Source organism: Enterobacter sp. 61D5 (assembly GCF_034107965.1).
GTDB lineage: Bacteria > Pseudomonadota > Gammaproteobacteria > Enterobacterales > Enterobacteriaceae > Enterobacter > Enterobacter cloacae_M.
Genome location: NZ_JAWNFK010000004.1, coordinates 204,399 through 230,187, shown reverse-complemented (window position 1 = coordinate 230,187; position 25,789 = coordinate 204,399). Strand labels below are relative to the sequence as shown.

The 25,789-nt window shown below is 52.8% G+C and carries 20 protein-coding genes and 1 tRNA gene; 3 read left to right on the top strand and 18 right to left on the bottom strand.

The features are described 5' to 3' along the window. Positions 1-36: 36 nt before the first annotated feature. From sixA to UTM25_RS03975, 4 genes are all read right to left on the bottom strand, one after another. Positions 37-522, bottom strand: coding sequence for a phosphohistidine phosphatase SixA (gene sixA / locus UTM25_RS03990; protein ID WP_033146106.1), 486 nt, complete (start codon positions 520-522; stop codon positions 37-39). A 209-nt stretch (positions 523-731) separates the two neighbouring features. Further along, a complete protein-coding gene (fadJ, locus tag UTM25_RS03985; protein ID WP_194400342.1) occupies positions 732-2,879 on the bottom strand; it encodes a fatty acid oxidation complex subunit alpha FadJ in 2,148 nt (715 codons plus the stop codon). Then, entirely contained in the window at positions 2,879-4,189 is a 1,311-nt protein-coding gene (fadI, locus tag UTM25_RS03980) for an acetyl-CoA C-acyltransferase FadI (protein ID WP_194400340.1), read from the bottom strand. The genes fadJ and fadI overlap by 1 nt, the downstream gene beginning before the upstream one ends. A gap of 277 nt (positions 4,190-4,466) precedes the next feature. Further along, positions 4,467-4,751: a YfcZ/YiiS family protein gene (locus UTM25_RS03975; RefSeq protein ID WP_194400338.1), complete on the bottom strand. Its 285-nt coding sequence runs from the start codon at positions 4,749-4,751 to the stop codon at positions 4,467-4,469. A 372-nt stretch (positions 4,752-5,123) separates the two neighbouring features. On the opposite strand from UTM25_RS03975, the gene fadL reads away from it, so the two are divergent. After that, on the top strand, positions 5,124-6,446 hold the full coding sequence (fadL, locus tag UTM25_RS03970) for a long-chain fatty acid transporter FadL (RefSeq protein ID WP_032659239.1): 1,323 nt from the start codon (positions 5,124-5,126) through the stop codon (positions 6,444-6,446). A gap of 44 nt (positions 6,447-6,490) precedes the next feature. Here the strand turns inward: fadL and mlaA are convergent, their stop codons facing one another. Continuing rightward, the gene (gene mlaA, locus UTM25_RS03965; RefSeq protein WP_023312585.1) at positions 6,491-7,243 is read right to left on the bottom strand and encodes a phospholipid-binding lipoprotein MlaA; all 753 of its coding nucleotides are present in this window, start codon (positions 7,241-7,243) and stop codon (positions 6,491-6,493) included. Positions 7,244-7,558: 315 nt separating this feature from the next. On the opposite strand from mlaA, the gene UTM25_RS03960 reads away from it, so the two are divergent. Both UTM25_RS03960 and UTM25_RS03955 read left to right on the top strand, forming a co-directional pair. Further along, the gene (locus UTM25_RS03960) at positions 7,559-8,488 is read left to right on the top strand and encodes a formate/nitrite transporter family protein (protein ID WP_194400336.1); all 930 of its coding nucleotides are present in this window, start codon (positions 7,559-7,561) and stop codon (positions 8,486-8,488) included. A 75-nt stretch (positions 8,489-8,563) separates the two neighbouring features. Beyond that, positions 8,564-8,635 (top strand) — tRNA-Arg (locus UTM25_RS03955). A gap of 49 nt (positions 8,636-8,684) precedes the next feature. Here UTM25_RS03955 and UTM25_RS03950 read toward each other — a convergent pair. From UTM25_RS03950 to UTM25_RS03890, 13 genes are all read right to left on the bottom strand, one after another. After that, positions 8,685-10,016: a VasL domain-containing protein gene (locus tag UTM25_RS03950; RefSeq protein WP_194400334.1), complete on the bottom strand. Its 1,332-nt coding sequence runs from the start codon at positions 10,014-10,016 to the stop codon at positions 8,685-8,687. Between the two features lie 359 nt (positions 10,017-10,375). After that, on the bottom strand, positions 10,376-10,591 hold the full coding sequence (locus UTM25_RS03945) for a hypothetical protein (protein ID WP_320714330.1): 216 nt from the start codon (positions 10,589-10,591) through the stop codon (positions 10,376-10,378). A 14-nt stretch (positions 10,592-10,605) separates the two neighbouring features. Next, positions 10,606-11,061 carry a type VI secretion system baseplate subunit TssE gene (tssE, locus tag UTM25_RS03940; RefSeq protein WP_194400332.1) on the bottom strand — a complete coding sequence of 152 codons (456 nt, stop codon included), beginning with the start codon at positions 11,059-11,061 and terminating at the stop codon, positions 10,606-10,608. Then, the gene (tssJ, locus tag UTM25_RS03935; RefSeq protein WP_194400330.1) at positions 11,061-11,606 is read right to left on the bottom strand and encodes a type VI secretion system lipoprotein TssJ; all 546 of its coding nucleotides are present in this window, start codon (positions 11,604-11,606) and stop codon (positions 11,061-11,063) included. Before tssJ ends, tssE begins: the two co-directional genes overlap by 1 nt. Further along, entirely contained in the window at positions 11,584-12,669 is a 1,086-nt protein-coding gene (gene tssG / locus UTM25_RS03930) for a type VI secretion system baseplate subunit TssG (protein WP_194400328.1), read from the bottom strand. Before tssG ends, tssJ begins: the two co-directional genes overlap by 23 nt. After that, positions 12,633-14,387, bottom strand: a complete 1,755-nt coding sequence (gene tssF, locus UTM25_RS03925; RefSeq protein WP_320714327.1) for a type VI secretion system baseplate subunit TssF — start codon at positions 14,385-14,387, stop codon at positions 12,633-12,635. Before tssF ends, tssG begins: the two co-directional genes overlap by 37 nt. Before the next feature lie 42 nt (positions 14,388-14,429). Further along, positions 14,430-16,031: a type VI secretion system protein TssA gene (gene tssA / locus UTM25_RS03920; protein WP_320714326.1), complete on the bottom strand. Its 1,602-nt coding sequence runs from the start codon at positions 16,029-16,031 to the stop codon at positions 14,430-14,432. Further along, a complete protein-coding gene (locus UTM25_RS03915; RefSeq protein ID WP_414146745.1) occupies positions 16,031-19,498 on the bottom strand; it encodes an ImcF-related family protein in 3,468 nt (1,155 codons plus the stop codon). The genes tssA and UTM25_RS03915 overlap by 1 nt, the downstream gene beginning before the upstream one ends. Before the next feature lie 82 nt (positions 19,499-19,580). Continuing rightward, complete coding sequence (locus UTM25_RS03910; RefSeq protein ID WP_320714324.1) at positions 19,581-20,801, bottom strand: hypothetical protein; 1,221 nt, start codon at positions 20,799-20,801, stop codon at positions 19,581-19,583. Beyond that, complete coding sequence (locus UTM25_RS03905) at positions 20,801-21,067, bottom strand: PAAR domain-containing protein (protein ID WP_320714322.1); 267 nt, start codon at positions 21,065-21,067, stop codon at positions 20,801-20,803. The genes UTM25_RS03910 and UTM25_RS03905 overlap by 1 nt, the downstream gene beginning before the upstream one ends. Beyond that, entirely contained in the window at positions 21,064-21,795 is a 732-nt protein-coding gene (locus tag UTM25_RS03900; RefSeq protein WP_320714321.1) for a DUF6708 domain-containing protein, read from the bottom strand. Before UTM25_RS03900 ends, UTM25_RS03905 begins: the two co-directional genes overlap by 4 nt. A gap of 322 nt (positions 21,796-22,117) precedes the next feature. Beyond that, positions 22,118-23,176, bottom strand: a complete 1,059-nt coding sequence (locus UTM25_RS03895; RefSeq protein ID WP_320714319.1) for a DUF6708 domain-containing protein — start codon at positions 23,174-23,176, stop codon at positions 22,118-22,120. Beyond that, positions 23,177-25,768, bottom strand: a complete 2,592-nt coding sequence (locus UTM25_RS03890; protein WP_320714318.1) for a T6SS effector BTH_I2691 family protein — start codon at positions 25,766-25,768, stop codon at positions 23,177-23,179. Positions 25,769-25,789: the final 21 nt, after the last annotated feature.

Genomic DNA, 25,789 nt, shown 5'->3' with positions numbered 1-25,789 from the left:
GGGAAGCACATTGCACCCGCCATATCGCACGTCACGTCAGATCGCTTTTGCCATCTTCAGGTTGCACGGACTCATTTGCCAGTTGAAGACACCTTTGCCCGTTTCGTCGAGAGAAACATTGGCAATGGCGGATGTCGTGAACATCGGCGGGGTTTCGCCCGGGCACAGCTCAGATACCAGATAGCCAACCAGTGGCAGGTGGGAAATGACCAGCGCGGAGGCGACACCTTCATTGCACAGCGCCTGAAGATAAGCGCTGACAAGGCCTACATCGCCACACGGGGTGAGTTCAGGGAGAACATCCACACTGGTCGGCAGGTTCATACACTCCCCTACCACATCCAGCGTCTGTTCTGCACGCAGGAACGGACTCACCAGAACGCGTTCGATGTCCACTTTTTGACCGTTAAGCCAGTTCGCCATCAGACGAGATTCGTCGCAGCCACAGACGGTCAAAGGACGTACTGAGTCACTGGCGGCATCGAGTGCCGCGTCGCCGTGACGCATGATAAAAACTTGCATATTGCACCGCTTTTGTTAACCAGAATCACCGGCGTTAACTACCCGCGATAAATGCTAAGAGGTAGAAAACCCGATGGCCGGGCATTGTGCCTGATCCATTCGGTGAATGAAACGCTGTTTTTTACCTCAATGGCGTAAGTATAGTCAATCTCTGTTTACAAAATCGCCAGAACAGGTCCATTCACTTCAGGATTTACCCTTCTTTGACCTCAGCTTACGAGGACAGTTTCCCTTGCAGGCCAAAATGTCTGGCCGCGTTCCGCCATCTGCAATAATTCGTCACACGGTGTAAAACGCGGACCATATTGCGAAGCCAGACGTTGCAGGATAGCAACCACTTCACCCGCGCCGAGCGTATCCATGTAACGGAACGGGCCGCCAAGGAACGGCGGGAAACCAATGCCAAATACCGCGCCGATGTCGCCATCGCGTGCACTCTTGATCACCTGCTCATCAAAGCAGCGCGCCGCTTCATTGAGCATCATCATCACGCAGCGCTCTGCGCACTGAACGGCGGACAGTTTTCCCTGACCTGTGGTCGAAATGAGTCCATATACCGAAGGGTCGACCTGTTTCCTGCTTTTACGCCCTTTCGCGCCGTAAAGATAGAAACCGCGTTCATTTTTTCTGCCTTTGCGATCGTCCTTCAAAATCGCAGAAACAATGTTTGCAGGTGGGCTAAAACGATCGCCATATGCGGCTTCAAGCACTGGTATAATTTTAGTGCCGGTGTCTATTCCCACCTCATCCAAAAGTTGGATTGGGCCAACGGGGAAACCAAACTTTACCAGCGCCTCGTCGACGTGCTCAATCTTCTCCCCTTCCGTCAGCAATCGCATTGCTTCATTAATGTAGGGAGCCAGAATGCGGTTGACGTAGAAGCCAGCTTTGTCCGCTACCACAATCGGGATTTTGCCCTGTTTTTTCGCCAGCTTCACCACGGTGGCAACAGTTTGCGGACTGGTAGTCGCGTGTGGAATAACTTCCACCAGCGGCATTTTTTCGACCGGGCTAAAGAAGTGCAGCCCAATCACCTGCTCAGGACGCGCGGCTTTCGCCGCGATATCGCCAATCGGCAATGACGACGTATTGGAGGCAAAAATGGTATGCGGGGCGCAATGTTGCTCAACGTCTGCCACCATCTGCTGCTTAAGCGCCAGATCTTCAAACACGGCTTCAATCACCAGATCGCGGTGCGCAAAACCGCTGTAATCCGTCGTACCGGAGATCATCGCCAGGGTTTTATCACGCTCGCTCGCCTTGATATGGCGGCGCTTGACCTTTTGATCAAGGTTCTGCCAGCTGTACTGCAGCGCGTGGTTGATCCCCTTAGGATTAATGTCTTTGATTCGTACAGGCAATTTGCCTTTGCTGGCGGTAACAAAAGAGATTCCGCCGCCCATGAGCCCCCCACCCAGTACGCCAATGGCACGCAGCGGCGCAGGCTGCGCCTCGCTGCCCGGATCTTTTTTCACGTCCGTGCTGGCGAAGAAGATGCTGAGCAGCGCCTGTGACTGCGGCGTCATCGCCAGTTCGCCAAAGGCTTTGGCCTCCGCTGCATAGCCGCTGCTGCTGCCCTGCGACAGCCCGGTTTCGATCACTTCCAGGATCCGCTTTGCCGCCGGGTAATTGCCTTTGGTTTTTTGTTCGGTCTTTTTGCCCACCATGTTGAACAGGAGCGTTCTTCCCAGCGGGCCAGCCAGCACGCGCTCGCGTACCGGCAGAGGACGTTTTGCCTGACGCCCTTTCAGCGCAAGCTCAACGGCGGCCTCCAGCAAAATGGACTGCGGCACGACGTCATCGACCAGACCGGCTTTCAGCGCCTGACGGGCACGCAGCTGTTTACCGGTTAAGATCATCTCCAGTGCAGTGCTAACGCCCACCAGGCGCGGCAGCCGTTGCGTTCCGCCGGAGCCAGGCAGCAGGCCCAGCTGCACTTCCGGCAGACCCAGAATCGTTTTCGCATCGTCGGTGCAAATCCGGCTGTGACAGGCCAGCGCCAGCTCAAGCCCACCGCCCAGACAGGCACCGTGGATCGCGGCAATAACCGGGATCGGCAGGCCGTTGATCTCCGCCATCACCTGCTGGCCCTGACGCGCCAGCTCTTCGGCTTCCAGAGCGCTTTGCGCCCGGGCGATCATGTTGATATCCGCGCCGGCGATAAAGTTATCCGGCTTGGCAGAGATAAACACCAGACCACGAATGGCTTTGTTGTCGCGGATCTGCTTTAGCATCGCGCGCACCTGAACACCAAATTCGGCCTTCAGGGTATTCATCTTTTCATCAGGCACATCAATAGTGATAACGGCCACGTTATCGAGGCGAACCGTTAGATTAAATGCAGATGGCATATCCATTATTCAGCCTCCAGAACCATTGCTGCGCCAAGGCCACCCGCCGCACAGGCGGTAACGAGGCCAAACCCGCCGCCGCGGCGACGGAGTTCATGTAATGTTTGCGTGATCATCCTCGCTCCTGTGGCGGCAAACGGATGACCGTAGGCGATAGAGCCGCCCAGCACGTTGAATTTACTCTGATCCACTTCCCCCGTGGCATGGGCGCGGCCCAGCACATCGCGCGCGAAACGCTCGCTTGCCAGCAGCTGTACGTTTGCCAGGGTTTGCGCGGCAAACGCTTCGTGCATATCAATCAGGGTTAAATCAGCCAGCGTCAGCCCCGCGCGCTCCAGCGCCAGCGGCGTGGACCACGCCGGACCTAACAGCATGTCCTGCCAGACATCAATGGCGGTGAAAGCATAGCTACGTAAATAGCCCAGGGGTGTAATGCCCAACTCCTTCGCGCGGGATTCGGTCATCAGGATCACGGCGGCGGCGCCATCCGTCAGCGGCGTACTGTTCGCCGCCGTCACCGAGCCGTGTTTGCGGTCAAACGCCGGGCGCAGTTTGGCGTAATCCGCCAGCGTTGAGGTGCCGCGAATATTGTTATCTTCCACAAGCGGTTCACGGTAGGGGGGAATATAGGCGGTCATGACCTCGTCGGTTAGCTTGCCTTCCGACCAGGCTTTTGCCGCAAGCTGATGCGAGCAATGCGCCAGGGCATCCTGTTGTTCACGCGTAATGCCGTACGTTTTTGCCATCTGCTCGGCGGTATCGCCCATGCGCAGGCCGGTGGAGTATTCCGCGACGGCAGGTGGTACAGGCATGAGGTCGCGCAGGCGTAAACGCGAGAAGAGTTTGAGTTTCTGACCCGTCGAGCGGGCTTTATTGGCATCTACCAGGATGCGCGCCAGCTTTTTACTGACCCCAATCGGCAGCACCGAAGAGGAGTCCGCACCACCCGCAATCCCGGCGCGAATCGTGCCCGCCATCAGGCTTTCAGCGACGTTAGCCACGGCCTGGAAGCTGGTTGCGCAGGCGCGGCTGACGCTGTAGGCATCGGTATGCACGTTCATCCCGGTACCGAGGACGATTTCCCGCGCAATATTGGGGGCTTCAGGCATCTGCACGACCTGACCGAATACCAGCTGTTCGATGACCTCAGGCGGAATTTCGCTGCGAGCCAGCATTTCCCCCACTACCATTTTCCCCAGGTCGACGGCCGGTATGCCATGAAACGCCGTTGCCTGACGCGCAAATGGCGTGCGCAATCCACTGACTATGGCAATGCGATCGCCCTGACGGGTAATAAGCGGTAATGCCTGACTCATAACACTCCCCTGTAAAAAATTTTCGCAAACATAAAGTGGTCTGACCTGATAATAGTCTTAACCATTTTTTTACATTCAGCCAATCGGGGAAACGAAAAAGTGCGAGCTAAAACACAGAGAAGAAAAAGAAAATGCCCCTGCATAGCAGAGGCATTTGTGCGGTTTGTTGCCGGGTGCGCAAGGTAAAAGCAAAACGGTAACCTGTAGGTTACCGTTTTTAATGTTTGCGCCCTCTCCCATGGGAGAGGGTCGGGGTGAGGGCTTCAGGCCGCAGAAATTAACGCAGGCCCAGCTGGAAAATCAGCGTTTCAGCTTCACAGGCGAAGACAAAGTCGATGTCCAGCTTCACGCCGCCTTCCACTTCGGTAAAGGTAGACTTGATTTCACACGGATCGGATTCAACGTCACGCGCACGCTTGCTCAGCGCGGTCAGGGTCTCTTCCGCTTCGGCACGGTTGGTGAATACACGGCTGTAAGAGGCGGTGCAATCGGTGTTGTCCATGATGGTCCCAACATCCATACAGCAGCAAACCGGGGTTTCATCAGTACTGCATTTACTCATAGCTCAATTTCCTCTGTATTCGCGCTGCGCGCGAGATAAACACGATGCTGCTATTTTACGCCCCGGCGCGGGCGCTCTCCAGCCGTTAATGGCGCAAAAGCGGATAAGTGACCAATATCACACTAAAAAATGATCTAAAACAAAAACCACCCTTTTGGGTGAGTCGTGATGGTCACAATTTTGCCAACCAGATCTCGTTTCACGAAACATGTTTGAAAATATTAATAAACAACCTTGCAACATTCCGGCTGGTCAGACCTATACTCTGGCCACTGGTCTGATTTGTCTGTCATACCTCAGACCCTACACTTCGCGCTCCTGTTACGGTATGTAACAATTATTGAATAAAAATAACTCAATGAGGTTATGGTCATGAGCCAGAAAACCCTGTTCAACAAGACTGCGCTGGCAGTCGCAGTGGCACTCGTCTCCACTTCCGCCTGGTCAGCGGGCTTTCAGTTAAACGAATTTTCTTCCTCTGGCCTTGGCCGTGCGTATTCCGGGGAAGGCGCTATTGCTGATGATGCGGGTAACGCGAGTCGTAACCCCGCGTTGATCATGATGTTCGATCGTCCGACTTTCTCTGCCGGTGCAATTTTTGTCGATCCAGGTGTTGATATCTCGGGCCGTTCTCCGACAGGTGCCGATCTGAAGTCGGATAACATTGCCCCAACGGCATGGGTTCCAAACATGCACTTCGTGGCGCCGATTAACGACCAGTTCGGCTGGGGCGCATCCGTGACCTCTAACTACGGTTTAGCAACCGAGTTCAATAACGACTATGCAGCTGGGGCGTTTGGCGGTAAAACCGACCTGGAAACCCTGAACCTGAACCTGAGCGGTGCTTACCGTCTGGATAATCACTGGAGTTTCGGCGTTGGCTTTGACGCTGTGTATGCTAAAGCGAAGATCGAACGTTACGCGGGCGACCTGGGCAAAGTCGTCGCTGGCTCAGGCGCACTTCCACCAGCCCTGGCACAGCGTGTGGCGGGTATCCCGGCAGATACTCAGATCGCTTATCTGAAGGGCGATGAGTGGGGCTTTGGCTGGAACGCCGGTATCCTTTATGAACTCGATAAAAACAACCGTTACGGCTTTACCTACCGTTCAGAAGTAAAAATCGATTTTGATGGTGATTATAAAAGCAGCCTCCCTTCTGCTTATAACCAGATCCTCGGCAACTTCGGTCTTCCGATGGGAACCAATGGCCAAACCACTGGCGGCTCTCTGAGCCTGCACTTACCAGAAATGTGGGAATTGTCAGGTTATAACAAAGTGGCACCACAGTGGGCAGTTCACTATAGCCTGACCTACACCAGCTGGAGCCAGTTCCAGGAGCTGAAGGCGACCAATAGCAACGGCGACACGCTCTTCTATAAAGATGAGAGCTTCCGTGATGCTTACCGCATCGCTCTGGGGACAACCTACTATATGGATGACAACTGGACATTCCGCACCGGTATTGCCTTCGATGATAGTCCGGTACCAGCAGACAAACGCTCTATCTCGATTCCCGATCAGGACCGCTTCTGGCTGAGCGCTGGTGCGACCTATGCATTCAACAAGGATGCTTCTATTGATGCGGGCATATCTTATATGCACGGTCAAAAAGTTAACTTCAAGGAAGGTCCGTATGAGTTCTCTTCCGAAGGTAAAGCCTGGCTGTACGGCATGAACTTCAACTACGCGTTCTAATCGCGCTGGAATCAAAAAAGGTGAGCATTGCTCACCTTTTTTATTTACTCCGAATCGATATCTTTTAGTTCGTTTTCGATCGCCTTCGCGTTTGGATTCTCTTCCGGCTTCAGCTTGCCGCCGTTGGCAATAAAGTCATGATTCTGGAAGTACGCTTCACGCACCATAATGTATGGGTCAGAAGACTGGCGCAGCAGACCATCAGAGTCGAGCAGTTGCGCGCGGGTTTCAATTCCTTCCACCGTCCATTTACCCACCGACAGCGGCCAGGTCAGCCACGACAGGACCGGATACAGCGTATCCACCATATCGCCGCCATCATCACGGAGGGTGAAACTACCGTAGAACGGTAAATGCACGTACGGACCATATCCGACGCCATAGTGTCCCATCGTGCTGCCGAAACGGTGCGGCTGTTCACGCTGCAGTTTCTGGTTAGCCATACCTGCAACATCAATAAAGCCACCCATCCCCAGAATGGAGTTCAGGAAGAAGCGGGTAAAGTGGACCATCCCCTGATACGGGTCGCCCTGCAGGAAGTAGTTCACCATGACCGCAGGCTCTTCGAGGTTGCTGGTAAAGTTACTTAACCCGTTACGCGCAGGTTGTGGAACATAATCGCGCCATGCTACTGCCACCGGACGAACCACATACGGGTCCAGTACGTTGTAGTTGAAGCTATACATTGAGCGGTTAAATCCTTCGAGAGGATCGGAGCGTCCCGTTTGCTCACCGGAGCTGGCGCAGCCCACAAGCATCGTCGCGCCAAGCGCAAGCGCCGACAGCCGAAGTTTCATAAATATCTCCCTGTTCAGTATGGCTATCGTTGATTGCCATCCGTAACGGAGCCGTTGACGCTCCGTCTGTAAACGTGCAAGCGATTGTAACAGCACGTTTACCGATGTCTATGAGCACAATTACGGGCAGTAATCACCGTGACTCTGATCTCAGCATAGCCTGGCTTTAGGAATTCGTTTCGCTGGCAATTTTATAATGTCTTTGAAAGAGATGTATCACCTTTGTTGTCATTGCAGCCAAATTAAGAGCATCCCCACAGGCATCCCGACAAAAGCCGCTACGCTTAACAGAAAGATCAACCTCCGGGAGCAGATATGAAAGATGTAGGCGAAGAAAAAATTGGCGAGAGCAATGAGGAGCTTGAAATTGAAAGCGAGGAGAAGGCGCGCGGCGAGAAGATAGAAATTGATGAAGATCGCCTCCCCTCCCGCGCAATGGCCATCCACGAGCATATACGCCAGGATGGTGAAAAAGAGATGGAGCGCGACGCGATGGCCCTCTTCTGGTCAGCCATCGCTGCCGGGCTATCAATGGGCGCATCTCTGCTTGCGAAAGGGATATTTCATGTGCAGCTGGAAGGCGTGCCCGGTGGATTTTTACTGGAAAACCTCGGCTATACCTTCGGCTTTATTATTGTCATCATGGCCCGCCAGCAGCTGTTTACCGAAAACACGGTGACCGCCGTTCTGCCGGTGATGCAAAACCCCACACTCGGTAATTTCGGCTTATTGATGCGGCTCTGGAGCGTGGTTCTGCTGGGTAATATCATTGGCACGGGCATCGCGGCATGGGCGTTTGAATATATGCCGATCTTTGATGAACCCACCCGGGATGCGTTTGTGAAAATCGGCATGGACGTAATGAAAAACACGCCGGTCGAGATGTTCTCAAACGCCATCATCTCTGGCTGGATTATCGCCACGATGGTCTGGATGTTTCCTTCAGCGGGAAGCGCCAAAATTGTGGTGATCATATTGATGACCTGGCTAATTGCGCTGGCGGACACCACGCATATTGTGGTCGGTACCGTTGAAATCCTCTATCTGGTCTTTAACGGTACGCTTCACTGGAGCGATTTCTTCTGGCCGTTTGCCCTTCCGACGCTGGCGGGAAACATTTGCGGCGGAACGTTTATCTTCGCGCTGTTAAGCCATGCCCAAATTCGTAACGACATGTCGAACAAACGCAAAGCTGAGCTTAAGGCAAGGGAAAATGATGATAAATCGACAAAAAAATCGACCTGAATGGTGACTCTTTGAGCAGTCAGGCGGCGATGCGCTTAACGCAAAGTGTAAATAAGGCTATACTCGTGCCGCCTCGTCCCCTTAGTTAAATGGATATAACGAGCCCCTCCTAAGGGCTAGTTGCAGGTTCGATTCCTGCAGGGGACACTTTACCCTCCCGCTTTTTCCAGTACATTCGTTTGTCCACCGCCAGAATTCAATGAGCAGAAGAATCCTGTTTTATTTGAGCGTAACGCGTTGCCAGCTGTTTAAGACGCAACTCCAGTTGAGTCTTTTCTGCTTCAGGAAGCGCATCTCCTGCTGGATGCTGTGACAGGCGCCTGAGTTGTTCTTCAGCCGGTATCGTCTGGTTAAATGACTGTATAGTCGAAAAAACTACCGATTTAAGCTCGCTTACCGTGATGTATTTTCCTTTTTGCTCGTCCAGGCTACTCAGCCGATGACTCAGTTGTTGAAGCGTCATCATTCCCTGATGCCAGCTGTTCATTGCGTCGACAGGTAACGCTGCCGCGTTAAATTTTTGCTGCCACTGCATTGTGAGCAGTTTCGCCTCCTCCGGCCATAATGTCTGGAGCTGCTTTAACAGCTGAAGGCTGTAGGAAATATTCCAGTCAGGAGGCAGTTTATCCAGGCGGGCAAGCTGCTGCTGAGTGTCTGCGATAAAAGTGGACGGTAAACTACCTCGCAGTGTTAACGCGTTTTGCTGCACAGTCGTGAGCACTTCAGGTAACGGAGCCAGAGAGGCAAAAGCCTGAGTCACCAGGGGGTCGGGTCTGGACAAAGAAACCCATCCCCACGCCGCAGCGATACAAACCACCAGCGTGGAACACATCCCGACAAAAAAGGGCTTCCACTGTCTGACAGGCACGGGGGCTGTCGTGCGCTCCTCTCCATTAGGCTGATTTTCCTGATGCACCACATATACCCATTTCACCTCTTCGATCGGTTCGGCTTTCTCCAGAGGCGATTCGCTATCGGGCTTCATGTTCACATTCAAATCGGACGTCTCATTACTGCTTTCCAGCCGTTCAGCATTTGAACGTATTAACGCTCGTAACGTATCGAGCTGGCTAAGGTGTTTAAGCTCAAGGCGCTGGAGCACCGCGCTCAGGCTGGTAAGTAACGCTTCAGCACGATAAAGCTCACTTAGATGGCTGCTGTTGAATGGAAGCATACGCATGCGCTGCTGCAGGCGCTGGCTCAGGCCGCTAAGGATTTCCATACGAGCGTGTTGTGTCTTCGGCCATAAGGTTCCCCACTGGCGGCTAATCAGGGCCTCCAGAATCGCCAGCCCTTCATTCAGGCCAGCTAATCCAGACAGGTGAGTACGGGCAAGGGCGTACCAGGCTGCTGTCTGCAACTCCACACCGTTCTGTTCAAACATTGAGAGACAGAGTCTTTGGACATATTGCCAGTTCACATCAGGGCGAGCAGGATGTGTAAGCTTACTGAGTTCATCGCGGAGGGCGGCATAATCTGACAGCGTACGCGGGTCGCCGCCGGTTTTTAACGTTATATGTTTGGTCATTCTGCAGGGCCTGCATATCCGTGTCGGTTAATATCGTCAGTTGATGTGTAAAGCAATTTTGCGTGTAGAAACGCAATGACTAATAAAGGAATGAATGTTAATGCTAGGGCAGCAGCGCTAAAATCAGACCGAAAAAAACACCTTCATCAAATAGTTGTCCTGACTGAGGTGATGTATCAGGGGGAGTAAAGATCCAGTCATATACACTCCCCACCCGCATGAACAGGCGTCCTTGAGAAATCGCGCTGTACCCGGAAAAAAAAGTCACTTCGACACAGCCTGCAACTCCCTGTCCATACAGGAATATCGGCATAAACTTAACCGCCCGGTTACCATAACGCAGGACGATACCGGAAATATCAAAAGCCCCCCCCCTCCACCAGCAGGTCCGGAACATATACCGCCAGTGGCTCTGCATTCAGTCCGGTATCTGTCAGCCACGCGTCCATTTGATCCTGGAGCTGAGCCATTCGCTGGCGAAACGCTGCAATATCAGCCTGACTCTTGCTAACTGCGGGAACAGGTGAAGGTTGTCGCGCCTGCAGCTTCTTCAGGAACTGTGATTTTACTGACATGGTGTTAACTGACCTTATATACGAGGTGTTGTGTCGAGATACTGCTGTTGCCTGAGATGCCGCAACAGGACCCGACCTTCGGGCATAAACTCAGTCCCGTAGCGCACCAGGCCAATCCCTTTAAGTTCAGCGTCAATGGTATAGCGCAGCTCGCCGGGAATGTTCTGCTCCAGCAGAACAACGTCTATTTTTTTCAGGCGTGGCTCATATTTGAGCAGAACGGCAGCCAATGTGCCCATGAGCTCATGGGCCGTTCCGGGCATCCCCTGCAGGATTTTCGTCATATCTGGCAGCCCGTAATCAGGCAGATGCGCCAGCGTGCCGGCGCGACAGTTGAGAACGCGCTGCATGTTGTCCAGAACCGAAAGGATGACCTGGTTTTCTTCACTGACCTGTTTAAGGTCGAGGCCACCGCTAAAATTTCCGGTTAGCATTTCATACAGCGAAGGCGTGTTATGTCCCTGGGGCATCAGTCGTCCTTAAGCGGTTGCAGCGTCAGATGGTTCTCGCCGGCTTCAAGAATGCGCGGTTTATCGGGATCCAGATCGCTGCGCTTGATAACCTGCTTCCATGTTTCGTTGGTCATGTCCGGATGACGAAACAGCCCCACTACCGCGACAAACTGCGCCTCTTCTTCCATCGGCATATCAAGGCTTGCATCCCCCCCCGGTTTTACCACGATATTACGACTGGCCAGCATGTCGTCTTTCAGAATGCTGGCATCATCCTGAAGCAATTGCTGATAAACCGTCTTATCAAAGGTTTTGCGGTCTTTGAGCTGGTAAACCCTGACCACGACAGGCTCAGACAGCGAGTTATTTTCGCGAGAGTCGGTGTTCAGAGCTTCGCGCGCGGTGAAATCCAGATGCAGGATTTTAATTTTTTTATAGAACACAGAATTAAACGCCGATTTGGTACCGTCGGTAACGATCTGCGTCACCCCGCAACCAGTCAGAATAAGCGCCATGAGAGGCATCATCCAGCGCGCGGTTTTAGTTAAACTTGTACGTGACACGTCGGTTTCCTTGTTGTGTTTTCGCGGGCTGCAGGCCGGTGTAATAGCCCAGTTCGGTCGTATAGGTCTTCGGGATATCATCCGGGAGAACTTCGTCTTCCGCGCCCAGCACGCCATTCATCCCCAGCCAGAATGGGCCTTCGCCAAGGGGCGGCGCGGCCAGCAGCCGGGTGCGGGTGGTCAGGGTGATTTTTGCCTTAAAGCGCCAGCCCAGATAGACACGCAGCATCACCAGAAAGTCCTGATACAGCAGACTGTCCGGCTTCCAGCCCTGCGCTTCCTGTTCGTTATCCGTCCTGAGCGCAATCAGCAGTTGGCTGCTGGCATCCATTGCTTCGTTACCGAGCGGCGTATTGCCGTCCAGCAGAAAATCTTCATCGCCATAAAAGCCCAGCGGCTGACTGACCTCCACCGGCCGCAGGCAGTACGGGCTAACCTGTACGGTGGTATCCGGTGCCAGCAGGCTCACCAGCGCCTGCATCCCCTCCTGGGTTTTACCTGGCTGCTGCAGTACGCCAAGCAGCGACAGAAAGCGCGATACCGGCGTGGCGATGTGCTCTGCGGTGCCCGGAATGCCCAGCCCAACCAGACCCAGCAACGACTGCGAAATGCTGTCAGTCCCGCCAGGCTCGAATGTGGCCGGGTAGGAATATTTTCGCCAGATCCGATAAAACTGCGTCAGGATGCGGTGGCTGAAGATATCCAGAAAGCCCTGTAGCGCCTCATGCCCTTCCCGGCGCTGGGTAATGTCGTCGAGATAGGCGGTTGGCAGCGGCGAATCCACGCCGTACATGCCCATAAACGTGGCGCGGATGAGCGGTGGTTTACTGTCATCCTCTTCGTCATACTCCACGGCCTTGAGTTCGCTCGCCGGAAAGCCCATCCCGGGGTGTGGTGCAAATCGCACCGGGTCGTCACCGGGATGGCTGGTTGAGCCCATCAGCGGCCGGTCCGGATTCTCTTTCTCCAGCAACTGGCAGAAACGGTAAAAGTTTATCCGGTTAAGAGCGGCCTCCAGCCTCGGTGTCAGCCGGGAATGCGGCGGTTGTGCTTCTCTTCCCATTCCAGGCGCTCTCCGGTTGGTCGCAGGATAATAATCAGGCGGTTAAACAGATAGATGTCAGTGTAGAGCGCGAAGAAGCGGCTCAACATCTCGCCGAACAGGCAGATGTCGCCGCGTCCGGCAAAACCGTGGCTGTCCAGCGTCACCTCAATCTGCACGCCGCGTACCAGGTAGCCCTGCTCGAAACGCTCGGTTTCGCTGTGCTTCACGTCAATGATGGCTTCCAGACGGCGGCGGTTCATCTCGCTGTCAGTCCACTCGTACAGCGCCAGCGTGCCACGCAGCACATCGGCATTATCCATCATCGACAGAAATCCGCTGCCGAGATGGCTCAGCACGCGCCAGTGGAAACGGTCCTGCGCCGGGGGATAACAGGGTAACGTCGGCGCACACAGGTTACGGACGGCGATACTGGTCGAGGTGGTTTTCATCACCGTATCAAGCACGGTGCTCTGCAGTGCACGGCGAGGTAGCTGTCCGTTGGTGCCCGTGAGCGTCAGCGACAGGCTTTCATCCTCCGGCACCGTGTGGTTATCAAACGCTTCGCCGCCGAGGATAAGCCAGGTGTTATGCAGCCCGGACGGACCGCGGCGCACGCGGGTGTGGTAGTAATATTCCGGGGCCTCATGGCGCATCATCCCACCCTTGTGGCGGAAGCTGGAGAACGGCACGTAGGTATGATGGCTCGATGACATCACCGAATCCACCGCGTATATCTCGGTATGACCGTCCTGCACGCGCATCGGGCGCAGCATATATTCGGTCTGCAATGAATTGAGCGTCAGCGGGTCGGATTCCAGCGGGAAGAGGTTTATCACCGGCACACAGTTCAGGCGCAGATGCTTTTCGGTAAAGCTGAAATCATGCTCCCAGCGTTCCGACAGTACCACGTCGATTTCAAACCAGGGGAGCTCTGCCGGAAAGGCCACGGTCTCCAGCCCACGCAGGCCAGTAAACATGAATTTCTCACGGAAGGTGAAATACTCCAGCAGCAGCTGATAGCCGCTAAAGCTGCTGCTTCCCTTCGGCCACAGGTCGTCATCATCGCCAAAACCCAGCGCGGTGAAATACCCGTCGAGCGGTCTTCTGTCCATGTCGCCCGGCATCCGCAGCCAGAGGCGCGCCGTGTTCATGGTGAAGGCTTCATGCATGGCGCAGGCCAGCGGTGCATCAGCGTTAAAGTAGAACGGGAGCTGGCTGAGATCGACACGGCTCCAGTCGGCGAGATGGCTGCAGTTAAAGCGCAGCGTGATGACCGAACGGCCATCCGGATCGGTCGCCAGTCGGGCACTCTCAAGCGACAATGGCTGAAGGGTAATCTCTTTGGTCGTGGTGTACCGGCAACGCGTACCCTTCTCACCGATCGGTCGCGAGTTCACCTCAAAGCCTTTGACGATGCGCATCGGCTCTTTCATCTCACCCCAGTCGGGAGTGAACTCCACCACCGACATCGACGGGATGGTGCGCAGGTAATGCGGCCACAGCAGGCTGACCAGCCCTTCGGTCAGTTCTGGCAGATCGTCATCAAGCTTCTCGCGAAGACGCCCCATCAGGAAAGCAAAGCCTTCAAACAGACGCTCCACGTACGGGTCGCGCGCGCCCGCTTTATCGAGATTGAGCATTGCCGCCTGCTCGGGGTGAGCACGAGCAAACTCTTCACCGGCTTCCAGAAGGTAGCGCATTTCAGCGTCATAATAACGCAGGGTTAAATCATCCATAAGAACCTGAATATTTGTGTTTTAGAGGTATGCCAGGTGTTGTTACCCGCAAAGCACTGCACTGCTTGCCGGATCGAGCGCAATCAAACCTGCCAGAAGCTGGTCCATCTCCGGTTGAAGCCGTGATTTATCGGTTTCACTGCGTGTGGCTTTCATGCGCAGCAGTCTGAGGCGACGTGATTTCACTTCAAAGAGCAGTGTTGGTGTCCACTGCGTGAGGGTGATGGATTGAGCTGCTCCATCGAGTTCACCAAGCAGATGCATAGCCAGCTCATTTTTGCCCTTCTGCTCTGCTATGCGGGCCATCAGCAGGCGCAGCAGCCATTTGTCTTTTGTGGAGTCCGTACCAGGCCGGGTCTGCAGCCAGTGGAGTGTGGTATCAAGACCTTCGCTGTCCGCTTTCTCCAGTGCCTCAGGTTCGAGCGCCAGAATATCGTTGTCCTCCGTGCTGGCGGCACTGACCGGCTCATCCCGCCAGCCGGACATATCGTCCAGCACGCTCTGGTTTATCCAGTTCAACGTGACCTCATCGGCAAACGGCGTACCGTCATTAAAGGCCAGGGTTTCAAGACCGGTAAGGCGGCGCAGCAGTCCTTTCAGGTCTGCAACGATGATATCGGCCAGTACATCCTGCCCCGATTTAATCAGTGCCTGGTGGATATACCACTGCAAATCCAGCCAGAGGTGGTTGGCACCGCGCGAGAAGGTGCTGTCTGCCTGCTCCAGTATCTCCAGCCAGCTCTGTTGCAGGTACAGACGTTTGAGCATGGCACGCTGGTCAGCCCGCGGCGGTTCGATGCGCGTTTTCCCTTCAGCATCCGGTGCCGGAATAGCGCTCAGCGTGTCATGACGCAGACTTTTCATCAGACGATGCGCCGCAAGCCAACCACCGGGTTGTTCACGCAGATACCCCGTCAGGGTGCGAGCCTGGGCCAGTAAATCCTGACCGGAGGTGATGCGACCCAGCACTGGCGCATCCTGCTCTGTCGTGTGAGATGATTGCTGCGCACGTGTCTGACTGCTGGCGTTCTGCGGTACCACTGCATCCACGCCCCCGCCTTTCATCAGGCGGGACTCCAGAGCACTGTATAGTGCATTGAGCTCCGGCCGTGACGCTTCAGGCTCTGTTTCCAGACTGTCAGTGATGAGCAGTAGCGCCCCGGTGGTACGCTGTGCATCCTCGCCTACGACCTCCGGGTACAGTGACAAACTGTCCAGCACACGGGTACCGGCGAGCCATTCCAGAGCGGCCTTACGACTGCGGTCCCGCTGTGGGTAAAGCTGCATACCGTAGCGCTGCAGTAATCCCGCCAGCAGTTCAAGCCCTTCGGCAAAACCAGCTTCGCCATCCTGGTGCAGGCGAGCCCAGCAGTAATAAGTCGCAACCCGGATATCTTTAGCCACGTTGGTCAGTAACTTTTCGGCAAGCGTGCATATCAGCACAGTATCAATGCCGGAGAGCTTATTGACCTCTTCACGGATACGCTGAAAATCATCGTCATATCCCGGGTCTTCCCCAGTCGGACGGGCAACGCTCACCGGAGCAAGCCAGGGTTGCCAGTTTTCCGTACGTATCTGCGCCTGCTGCCGCTGCTGAGTTTCGTCAGCCTGACAGACGGCAACCAGATTATGCAGTGTGCTCATTATTCGACACCCTCCATGTCATTGTTTCCCGTATTAGCCATAAGCGCCTGAGCGGTGGCCGCGCTGTCGACACTGAATATCTGATCCGGCAGCGTGAAACCACGCAGTTCCAGCAGCGCCAGCGGACCTTTTCCGAGTTGTGAGCGCAGCCCCCACTGCAGGGTGCGACCATCCGGGGCGGTAAAGCTCATCATCCACTGGCTGCGGTCAAGCTGCGCACGCTTGCCCTGGTCCAGCCAGCGAATAAAGCCCCAGGTCCCACTGTAATCCCCAAACAGGCGCGCACCGGCGTTGACTGTGGTCCAGGTCAGCATTGTCCCCGGTTTGTAGGTATCTCCCGGCCAGCGGAAGCTTTGCCAGTCGGCCATCTGGTTGAAGTAGTGCAGTTTTTGTCCATCAATGGTCAACTGGGTTTCCACCACCTGCGGCACAGGACGGGCCTGCAGCTCAAAGCTGATGCCCTGGCTGCCATCGGTGAACAGAATGTCTGACAGCTGGCTCAGTTGATTAATAGCCCGCAGGAAGGCCGGATTAAAGTTCAGTCCCTGGCTGTTGACCTTATCCGGCACCCACTGGCTGCCCTCTTTGTGCAACACACCGCTGAGCTCTGTCGACAGGAAGCGCTCAATACGTCCGCTGTCCTTGCGCACAAATTCAGCCAGCATCGGTAATGAGGCATCACTTTTGCTGGCGGCAAACGGGAAACGTCCGTCAAAGGCAGTTTGCCAGTTCGCGACAATCGAGCGGCTCCATTTATCATTCAGGCTGGCTGCCGACGGCTGAAGCACGGTCTCCCATGCCTGGGTCAGCGGCTGCACAAACATTGTGCTGCCAAAACTGCTCCACTCCTCACCAAGACTTGCCGAAATCAGGCTGCCATATTGCTGGGTGTCGGTGAGGTCCACGCTTTTACCCTGGAATACGGTCTGCGCCAGGGTCTGCATCATCGCCTGCGGGTCAGAAGCGCTGGCCACCTGCTGCAGCCGCAGACGCACGCGGGTGATACGGGTCAGATACGTCTGAAGGCTCAGGGAGTTGTCTGCCGACATGACGTTGCTGCCTTTGTTTTTACCCAGAAGCTGAAGCAGCGGGCCAAAGGTTTCATCCAGCGGTCCCTGCGGCCCCGACGCAGACTGGTCAATCGCAGGTTTGTCTTTCCCGCCCACCAGGTCTTTAGCCGATTTGATGATGGAATCCGAAAGGCCTTCGCTTTGCTGGCCGGTCTGTCCCTGCCAGGCGAGGGTATTCATCAGGGCAATCAGTGGCGACTGGCGGACATCGCTCATCAGCGTCAGCTGGTCGGTAACGTCCGCAATGTTGTTCGCCGGATTAAGTCGCAGACTGTTAAGGAAGCTCAGCCAGCTGCCGGCAAAGTCGGTGAAGTAGCGCTGGGTGAGACGTGCTTTCAGTGCCTCCGGCGACAGGTCTGAGGAGACGGCCTTACGGCTGTCGCTCAGCACCCAGTCAATTTCATCCCGGCGCGACGTTGCCGCCTTCTCGATGGCCTGCTGAATGCCACCTTCCCAGGCCTGACGAGTGAACATCCCCGGTACGACTTCGTCGGTAGTGAACAGACGGCGAGCATCTGTACCGCTGGCCATGTCCTCCAGAGAGACATCGGCAAAGTTACGACGCACGGATTTGAGCATGTTTTCGTACAGGGTGCTTTCCGCATTGCGGCGGCCAATCTGCTGCAACAGCACCTGGCGGCTCTGGCTGACCAGTTGGGCATCAGGGGTGATTTTCCACTGCGGCTGCTTTGGCAGTTCGGTAATGTAGAAGGCCCACAAATCCGGCGACAGGCTTTGCCACAGGCCGGTTGAAATGCCCATCCGCGTCGGCTGCACGGCTTTCATGGTCTGCGCGTAAAACGCGCCGTCGGCTTTATCCGGCCGGGCCATCATCAGCCAGGCTTTCAGCTGGTCATAACCGGGTTTCGCCAGCTGTGCCCGCTGGTCGCTGCCGGGAGCGGAGCCAGCCAGCGCGCTGAGCTTCTGCTTAAGCGCCTCATTTGCCGCGTCACGTATCAAACGGTTGTTCGCCACGCCGTACCAGGGCAGCATCGCGTCGAGCAACTGCTGGTTATGGTCCAGACCAAAACGCTGATACCAGGGCGCGCCTTCCTGAATACGGTGCTGCAGGCGGCCGGCGTCATTACGCAGCGTATGCAGGGCCGTCAGCTGGTAATCCGATACAGAAGGATGCTCCACCAGAGCATGCGCCTGCCCGGCAACAGAGACTATCTGCATACGGTTGACCGCGAACGACAGCAGTATTCCCGCGCCCCAGACACCGATGATGGTCATCAGTGTCCAGGCAAGGGTCTGCTCCCACGCCATACCGACACGGCGGCCACGTACACGGGTGCACTCATCCACAATGCCCTGCCAGGTTGCTGGCAGGGTCAGCGCATGGCGTTGTGATTCGGGGATAAATTTCTCAGGGTCAGCTGCTGCCCCCTCTGACGTATCAACAGGATTGTTCTCCGGCAGGCTGAACATCAAGCCACGCAGCGGGACACGCTGCTGAGAACCAGACAGCCATGGCACCAGTTGCTGAGTCCAGCGGACGATACCGCCGTCTTTGAGGTACTGACCCAGGCGCAGCAGGAAATCGTGGCCGTTGTTCTCAGCGACCTGACTCACACCCTGCGTCCGCAGTGTCGGCAGCATCAGTTCAAGCTGACGGGTAATATCGTCAGGCTTAGCACGTAGCGGGAAACTGGCCCCTACCGTCTGTTCAGGACGCGTATCCTGCGACCAGTTGCTGCCGCACAACTGCCACAGCCAGACCGGAGCGGAATAGCGCAGCAGCTCACTGATTTTTTCCAGCCCACGAAGGTCGTTGTCACTGATTTGCGGAGTCAGGTTAAGCGACTGAGGCATGACCCGGACAATCCCGTCCAGTGGACGCCCTCGGCGCAATTTACGCAGGGCGGTGTATTTTTCCTTGTCCGGGTCAGCAGCCAGACTACCGCCATAAATCAGTACGGTACGGTTGCCTTCAAGCCACTGGTTTTCCTGCAGGCCAGGAACCAGCTGTTCGATGGCCGCCTCATCGCCGGTAATCAGAAGAAGACGGACTTTACGGCGCCAGAATAAGTTGTAGCGTGTATGTAGATATTTTTTCAGCTTCCGAACTGTTACCTGTGCGGAGGAATCACATTTTTTTATTTTCTGAGTCGAAGAGGACTTATTCGTGGTTTGAGCCTTAACCCTCCGATAAGCTTTCTTGCCAAAGAAATAGGTTGTAATGAACAAAAGTAAAATAAAAAGGAGCAACCCTCCAGTCAGGATCAGGGAACTGAAAAGCAAAGCTGTCTGTAAAACAGAATCTGGTGTGATGCCAAATTGAGTCGGGTCGTTTTTGAGTATCAGGCAAACAGCGATCCCCATAAATAAAAAAACAAACAAGATCAACCACAACTGAAATGTTGTGTTCTTCAGTCCCTGTACTATACGTTCCACTTATTTCTCCCGACACGAAACGACTGAACACTACAGTGCCCATAACTTTTGTGAATCTGATGCTGTGCTAAAGCAAATTGTCTTAAGAGACTTTCTGACCCGGATGAATAACCATCCACCAGGGCAAACCTTCCGCTGACGCACTCATAATCAACTGAGGAAATGGCAATGAACCTGACTGACCAGCAGCAAGCGCAACAGCAAGCCAGGGGGAAGTAACTCCCGTCAATCCTGTTTTCAAATCAATATCGGTAATCTGTTCACTTGCTTCGGCACGAGGAAAGCGCAACTTATTTTCAGATAAAAATGACTGCGTTTTATTCTCAGTCCCCATACCAGAAAACCACAGAGATTCAATATGTTCAGCATCGGTTTTACCCCACTCCAAGGCTTGCCTGGCTGATGCGAGTAATGTCTCTGTGTCTTTTGATTGTTCTGGTCTGTGAAAATGAACGGCAGTATTGATGTCTGAATCTGCGTCATCTCCTGAACGTAATAGCAATGCCACGGCCGCTTCACCATCACCATCCGATACGACAGCCCGAAGACAGACTGAGAGGACAAGCAATGAATCTATGCTTTCGGGATTGTCCATCCAGTTGTCAATATCCGACAACCCAAAGTGGGGTAATAATCGAATATTACTTGCAGGTAAAAGCGTAGCAATCTGCTTTTTAAATTCTTCCTGCTCATCCTGGGACAGATAAACATTTGGGTCTACTTGTAAAATAACCTGAAGTTGTATAAATGGTTTTCTTCGAGATAATGCAGCTTTCAATATCGGATCGTTCAGAAGTTCTCTAAATCTGTTCTGAATACGATTAATCACAGGTAAATTGCTGTCACTAAACTGGGCGATATAACTTATGGATTGTGTTTCTGAATCAATAACAGAAGGTAATTTTATTCCCTGTGGCAGCAGAAATTGTTCGGTTAGTGCCCCTGATGTCACAACATGGGGTAAACATACACTTGCAGCATCCACGACCAGAAAATATTGCCCACGCTGAATTTCATTCTCGATATCCTGTTCACGTTCATTATCCCACCCATTTGCGGGCCATACTGTAGATAACCATGCCAGCCAGCGAAAACCAAACAACACGATCCAAATGGCTAATGGTGCACTAATGAAGCAATGCCAGAATAGCGCTCCTCGTTCAGGGCTGTTTGAAGGCCATAACCATGAGGTAAAAAAACCGCCCAAAAACATGAAGATAAGTAATATTACGAACCAGCGTTTTATTGATGGCTGGCAGTTTCTGCTGGCGACATCGGGTATTGTGGAGAGATCGACAGGCATTATTTACTCGTCGTGACATTGTACAGGGATGATATTAGTTTACATCCACAAGAGCACTCGTAATCATGAAAAGCGACAGGGGCCCCCTGGTCTTTCATTGTAGGATGCCCTTGCGAAATAAAGGCTGGGCTATGCCCCTCGATAGAGCAACTGACCGGATCGTTTAGACGCGCAGCACCAATACCTTTAAACTTCATTCTGGAGGAACCAGACAGGACCTCGCCGCCTCCGGTTGTTTTATCGCCAATGCGAATAACACCTTTCATATTTTACCTCCATATTTCGCATCCAATTTTTCTTTAATCTTTTGGTTTGCAGATTTAAGCCGTTGGTTTTTCGCGTCATATGCTTCCTGAGTCTCATTTGCCAGCACAGTACGCCAGCGATGCGGCTCATTATTTTCAGCGCCAACATTAATCGGGTCATTCGGTTCTACTGCACACGCATCAATAACTTCCTGTGGCCACTGAGGAATTTTGCTGGTTTGCATGGCAATATAGCGGGCTATGCTTTCAATAAGCGCAAAAGGCAGATTCAGGACAAGCAGAAACCAGTCTGCCCGCGAATCTATTTGCATCAGTCGCTGAAGGCCTGCGATGTAACCTTCCTTTCGTTTCTCAACCGGAGGACAAAACAAAACAGTTTCAGCCAATTCCTCCAGGCAGTCCTCTTCCATATAGCAGCGAATAAACTCCCAATAAAGAGACAGTTCTGCTCTTTGGCCCACATATCCAAAACTGAACGTATTCAGCACGGTTTCTTTATCTTCGGCCAGAAGATGCCCGACTATACAGTAGCTAATTCGCTGTTTACTGGTGGTGAAGAAAATATCACTCCACGGAACCGTTATAACTTCACCACTAACCTGATAGACATGCACCTGCTGTTTCTTTCGGTTGAACCTTACGGGGTAATGTGTTTTTCGAAATAAATCTTTCAGGAGAAATCGACCAAACCAGCAAATACTGCCCCCGAAAGTAATGCGACAAAACAAAAAAATAAAAAACCATCACCAGTAACAATTGTGATTTTTGTAGTGGCTATAATTGCGATCAGAAACAATATACAAAACGCCATCATAAATGACGCCACATACCCTTTTGTGGGATAAAATTTATCCACAATTTCCAGGTAAGATGAATTCATCCGTATAACGGTATCCACATCGAGAACAGTAGCCTCACCAGAAACCTTTCTTCTTTTACCCTGAACAAAGCGGCTTTATTTTTCTTCTCTGGTCAGCGATCGATTAATCTTAAACGGAATAAAAAGACCAATGTCGTGTAAAATTGCCATTATGCTCTAACCTCTCCTTGTCATTTCGTTCCCGGCTCAGGAACTACTCCGTATTTCGCATCAAGCTTTGCTTTAATCATTTCGTTTGCGGATTTCAACCTTTTGTTTTTCGCGTCATACACTTCTCGTGTCTCATTTGCTAACACGGTACGCCAGCGATGCGGAGAATTATTTTCAGCGCCAACATTAATCGGGTCATTCGGTTCTACTGCACACGCATCAATAACTTCCTGCGACCACTGCGGGATTTTGCTGGTCTGCATCCCGATATAGCGTGCAATACTCTCTATCAGAGAAAGTGGCAATAACAACACGTTGGGGATCCACTCCAGCCGGGAATCCATTTTTATCAACGTTTGCAATCCGATGATATATCCCTCTCTGCGCTTTTCCACTGGAGGGCAATATAAAACGGTTTCAGCCATTTCTGCCAGACAGTCTTCTTCCATATAGCAACGGATGAATTCCCAGTAACGGGATAAATCTGTTTTATTGCCCACATGACCAAAGCTGAACGTGTTCAGTACCGTTTCGTTATCCTCCGCAAGGATATGACCAACGATGCAATAACTCACTTTCTGTTTACTGGTAGTGAAATAAATATCTTTCCAGGGCAGTGTGATTATCTCGCCTTTTACCTGATAAATATGTACTAGCTGTTTCTTTCGGTTGAAGCGTACCGGGTAGTGTGTCTTACTGAACCAATCTTTTAAAAGTGGTCTTCCGCATAAAAAACAAAAAAAGCACACACCTGAAAGAGGTAATAAAAAAGCCCATCCTCCCCCTTTAAAATTTGGTGAAATCAATGCCCCATAGGAAAACCAGACCATAGTACCAATAACAAAAGCAATCATGCACATCATCGGCCCAGCAATGACGCCTTTGACTGGATAGAACTTGTCCATAACCTCCAGGTAAGATGAATTCATCCGTACAACAGTATCCAAATCCAGTACAACAGCCTCACCAGAACCCTTTCTTCGTTTTCCTTGAACAAAACGACTCTGTTTTTCATCTTTGGTCAAAAGCCTGTTGAGTTTAAACGGAATGTATAATCCAAGCGTATGTGAAATCGCCATTTATGAGTTACCTCCGACTAATGACTGCAGCTGAGCCATTTCCATCTGCATTGTTGGCCATATTGCAGGGGTATCGTTTTCACCATCAGGCATTTGACGCCACCATGTTGCCGCCAGCCATTTCTGAATTTCATCACGACTTTGCATCGCAATATAAATCGCAGAGCCAAGTACAAATGCAATCGCTATCGCAAGACCAACAGGGCCTAAAGCTAGCGAACTGAACATTGCTGATAAAACTAACGTTCCTCCTGCAAATGCGGATACAAAATATGCTGCACTTAATCCAAAGTTACCTTTTTGAAACTCTTCACCACCATGATAAACATCCCACCCCACGGCCACAAAACCAAATGCAGCACACGCCCTCCCCGCAAATTGCAATCCCTTTTCCAGGCCAACCGCCCCTGCACGTCCAAAACTCAGACGAACCAATGATTTCAGACGCAGACTCTTAAATTTAAAGATCACCCTTTCCACCGCATCCAGCAATGTTCCGCCAGCGCCGATGGTATCGGCGATTAATTTAGACATCTTTTCTGCCCCCGTAAGCTGGCCCTGCATCAGGCTGCTTGCGGATTGGCTGACGGCCCCAACCTGCATAACCATTGCAAAAACACATCCGGCAAAGGGCAGGCTCTGCGCCCCATCATGGGCCAGGTTGTTGACCGTGCTGCCTTTCGCCACTGCCAGTTTTTCTCTCCACTGACGCGGGAATAACGTACTGCTGACTTCATCTGCGGAACGCAGTGTTTGTGCAGCGGCGCTGGCACGTTCAGCCTCAGGTATTGCCCGTGTCTGAGTTGCTTCAGCAACATCAATCAGTACCAGTGATTTCTGCTGGTGAATCCCGACCATCGATACACCGGCAATTTCCATCCTGCGTACTTCGATTTCGACATAGTGTCGCAGGCGGGATGCTGAGATACGCCCCTCAAGATCGGTCATTTCTCCCAATTGCCTTACGATGGCACTGATGAAATATTTTCGCTCACCCGTGCTGCTTATCACCTTCAGTCCCATGCCATATGACGCAGCCAGAGCCACCAGAGAAGGTAATAATCTGTTTGCAGCTTTGTCCAGCATCCCTGCCAGCGCACTGCTGACTGCATTGAGATAGCCTTCCAGCGCGAACTGAACATTCTTTGCCGCTTTATCAGTTATCTTGGTATAGACATCTATTAGCTTATCTTTCCACGGTACATCGCCATAATCTTTGTGCGCACTCACTGTGTCGCTGACCCTGAGGGTCCATTGCCTGTTATTCATTACCGTGGCGCGAAGAAGAATATTGCTGCTACTTATCGATGGCTGGGATAGTTGCTCCAGAAACCAGGTAGTCACATCTGATTTATCCTGCATATGCTGTACGCAATGCATGACGGTTTGGGTAAACAATGCACCACTGCCGATATCTTCAGGGTCAAAATTACTGTCCAGATAGTCCAGCAATGTCTGACCTTTCAGCCAGGCCAGATACATACCCACCATTGGTGAAATAACCTGCTGGTCATAGGCGGAGAGTGCGGCGTCATATTCCGCCAGAAAGGCCTGTTCTTTGGTTCTGTCGATATATTTCTCGTACTGCGCCCAGTACATATTAACCTGTTGCTGGAGTGACTGATTGTTATGGCTGTAAAGTGCGCTCTGCTGCGCACTGGCCATACTGGGTAACATCACCCCTGCCTGAATAGCAATCCCGCTTTGGGCTTGCTGCTCCACACCTCTATCAAGGGTTAACTGATCGCGTTCAAATTGTGTGCAAAGCACTTCTTTCAGCGAACTGAGCGCTGATGACAGCGCCAGCCCTCGGGAGTATTTCGGATTTAGTGAAAACTGCTTTTCTATTCGATAATTAGACAGGGCTGAAATATCCTGAATAACGGCAACGGGATCTGGCAGAACCAGGATTGCGCCTTTCCCGGCGTACAGTGCTTCAGCCGCCTGAATCAGATTCTGTCCCTCCAGAGGTCTGGCTTTTTTGAAGGGTGCCAGAGACCACGTCTTATGGGAGCTAGATGCGGCTTTAGGACTGTATTCGGCAACCGTTACTGTTAACCTGGAAATTGATAATACCTGCTTCCCACTACCACCATTTATCCATGCATCCATATCAAAGCACTGCATGTACTGACTACGGTATGCTGCATCCTCATGTTTTTTGCGGGTTGCGTCCGTCCATTCCACTTCCGACCAGCCAAACCAGAACACGCCGTTCTTCATGCCTGCCGGTTTTACCGGTAAAGTTATCAATGATGCGGTTGCCCGTTCTTCCGGCTTGTTGACGCAGGGTTTTCGCGTACCGGCAACAATATCAGCAGGAACATCACCATTTTCAGGCAAAGGATAGTAATAGCCGTCGCTGGTAACGTAGTAGTTTATCCACCTTGCGCCTGATTCAGACCAGATATTCAAAAATCCATCACGCAGCAACCTTCCTGTGTAGCTGGTTTGCCCCTGTGCTGTAATTGGGACGGCAATTTCAGCCGGCAACTGCGGCAAACAATCATCATTAGCCATCACTGCCGGGCGGACAGGAAGCACTGGTAGTCCATAACGGCGACAAAATTTACAACCTTGTTCAGTAGTCATGTTTCATTCCATTTACTTTTT

What these genes read in the sequence shown, in the direction of transcription:
- tssA (WP_320714326.1), bottom strand. Translation starts at nt 16,031, where the DNA reads ATGAGCACACTGCATAATCTGGTTGCCGTCTGTCAGGCTGACGAAACT.
- mlaA (WP_023312585.1), bottom strand. Translation starts at nt 7,243, where the DNA reads ATGAAACTTCGGCTGTCGGCGCTTGCGCTTGGCGCGACGATGCTTGTG.
- tssG (WP_194400328.1), bottom strand. Translation starts at nt 12,669, where the DNA reads ATGGGAAGAGAAGCACAACCGCCGCATTCCCGGCTGACACCGAGGCTG.
- fadL (WP_032659239.1), top strand. Translation starts at nt 5,124, where the DNA reads ATGAGCCAGAAAACCCTGTTCAACAAGACTGCGCTGGCAGTCGCAGTG.
- UTM25_RS03910 (WP_320714324.1), bottom strand. Translation starts at nt 20,801, where the DNA reads ATGCCTGTCGATCTCTCCACAATACCCGATGTCGCCAGCAGAAACTGC.
- fadI (WP_194400340.1), bottom strand. Translation starts at nt 4,189, where the DNA reads ATGAGTCAGGCATTACCGCTTATTACCCGTCAGGGCGATCGCATTGCC.
- tssF (WP_320714327.1), bottom strand. Translation starts at nt 14,387, where the DNA reads ATGGATGATTTAACCCTGCGTTATTATGACGCTGAAATGCGCTACCTT.
- UTM25_RS03895 (WP_320714319.1), bottom strand. Translation starts at nt 23,176, where the DNA reads ATGGCGATTTCACATACGCTTGGATTATACATTCCGTTTAAACTCAAC.
- UTM25_RS03975 (WP_194400338.1), bottom strand. Translation starts at nt 4,751, where the DNA reads ATGAGTAAATGCAGTACTGATGAAACCCCGGTTTGCTGCTGTATGGAT.
- tssE (WP_194400332.1), bottom strand. Translation starts at nt 11,061, where the DNA reads ATGCCCCAGGGACATAACACGCCTTCGCTGTATGAAATGCTAACCGGA.
- fadJ (WP_194400342.1), bottom strand. Translation starts at nt 2,879, where the DNA reads ATGGATATGCCATCTGCATTTAATCTAACGGTTCGCCTCGATAACGTG.
- UTM25_RS03950 (WP_194400334.1), bottom strand. Translation starts at nt 10,016, where the DNA reads ATGACCAAACATATAACGTTAAAAACCGGCGGCGACCCGCGTACGCTG.
- UTM25_RS03905 (WP_320714322.1), bottom strand. Translation starts at nt 21,067, where the DNA reads ATGAAAGGTGTTATTCGCATTGGCGATAAAACAACCGGAGGCGGCGAG.
- UTM25_RS03960 (WP_194400336.1), top strand. Translation starts at nt 7,559, where the DNA reads ATGAAAGATGTAGGCGAAGAAAAAATTGGCGAGAGCAATGAGGAGCTT.
- UTM25_RS03945 (WP_320714330.1), bottom strand. Translation starts at nt 10,591, where the DNA reads ATGTCAGTAAAATCACAGTTCCTGAAGAAGCTGCAGGCGCGACAACCT.
- sixA (WP_033146106.1), bottom strand. Translation starts at nt 522, where the DNA reads ATGCAAGTTTTTATCATGCGTCACGGCGACGCGGCACTCGATGCCGCC.
- UTM25_RS03890 (WP_320714318.1), bottom strand. Translation starts at nt 25,768, where the DNA reads ATGACTACTGAACAAGGTTGTAAATTTTGTCGCCGTTATGGACTACCA.